This window comes from Methanoregula sp. (genome assembly GCF_002835825.1).
Classification (GTDB): domain Archaea; phylum Halobacteriota; class Methanomicrobia; order Methanomicrobiales; family Methanospirillaceae; genus Methanoregula.
On sequence record NZ_PIZH01000534.1, the window covers coordinates 1 to 1,414 of the forward strand.

Below are 1,414 nucleotides of genomic sequence, written 5' to 3' on the forward strand. Positions count from 1 at the left end.
GACTTCCGGCAGCATGGATAACGGACGGGCGATGGAGATTAAAAGAAGGCAGGGCGGAGGACAATGACCAGGATAGCCATTATTGATTATGGTGTCGGCAACCTGCGGAGTGTCATGCGGGGGCTGGAGAAGGCCGGGGCATCTGTCCTTGTAACCTGCAATCCGGAGGAGATCGCGGCTGCGGATGGCCTCGTCCTTCCGGGCGTCGGGGCGTTCCGCGAGGCAATGGAGAAACTCGGAACCCTTCAGAACGTAGTTGTCTCCTCCTCGCGGGAAGTTCCGCTGCTGGGGATCTGCCTTGGTATGCAGATGCTCCTTGAGACCAGTGAGGAGCACGGATTCCACAAAGGGCTCGGGCTCATTCCGGGCAATGTGAGGCGCTTCCCGAAGACGGCAGGATTCAAGGTTCCCCACATGGGCTGGAATACTCTTGCGCTGGAGAAACCGGACAACCCACTCCTTACCGGGATCCGGCCGGACGAGAGCGTCTACTTCGTCCATTCTTACTACGCGGACACAACTCCCGAGTACACCCTGACAACGACAGGGTACATCTGCCCGTTTGCATCGGCCGTCTTCCGGGAAAATGTGTATGGCGTCCAGTTCCATCCCGAGAAGAGCGGAGCTGCAGGCTTAAGGATGCTTGAGAATTTCACCGGACTGGTCTGAACCGCGATTGTGGGGAGGTTAGCCCCGGGCACCTGGCTCATACAGATAAGCATTTAACGCCACACAAAAGATCCTGTAGGCATGAAAAGGATCCTTCTCATCGCACTTTTCCTTCTGGCGATAGTGGGCCCGGTCTCCGCGTACGGGCTCTATCTCAAGTGCAGTGAAGAGGTCGCGGCGGGGGCCTCCCTCAAGTGCAGCATAGACAGCGATTTCCCGCCCGGGACAACCTTCAACCTTGTCCTGTACCAGTCCGGGTACACCACGACCCAGATCCGGAAACAGTCAGTCACCATCCAGTCCGACCAGAGGACGCAGTACGTGATTGTCGATACGACCGGCCTGCCGGGCGGCACGTACAAAGCCGAGATGCAGTATACTGGTTCCGATGAAGCACGGCTCCGGTCCGATTCAACGACCATGCAGCTGATCAAGGTCATCGACCGGTCAGACGAGATCGAGATCACCTCGCCCGTGACGCAGGACTTAAAAGACGCGCTCCGGATCGAGGGCGAACTGAAGAACGGCGGCAGTTCCGGGATCCAGATCGAGGTCAATGGCCCTGACGGGCGGATCTACGGTCCCCAGTGGATCCAGACAAAGAACAATATCAAGAACAGTGCCGGGATCTTCACCCAGAAAGTAGCGGTGACAAGCGGCGGCGATTATACGGTCGAGTTCTCAGATTCCAAGGGATATGTGGGGAGCAAATCCTTCACCGTTGTTGCCCCGACTGTTGCAACTA

2 protein-coding genes are annotated in these 1,414 nt (G+C 57.5%); both read left to right on the forward strand.

Annotation, left to right across the window (positions count from 1 at the left end; genetic code table 11):
• The first annotated feature begins 63 nt into the window (after positions 1-63).
• A complete protein-coding gene (hisH, locus tag CW742_RS13045) occupies positions 64-669 on the forward strand; it encodes an imidazole glycerol phosphate synthase subunit HisH (RefSeq protein WP_292421065.1) in 606 nt (201 codons plus the stop codon).
• 81 nt (positions 670-750) lie between these two features.
• On the forward strand, positions 751-1,414 hold a 664-nt coding region (locus tag CW742_RS13050), incomplete at its 3' end, for a hypothetical protein (RefSeq protein ID WP_292421066.1).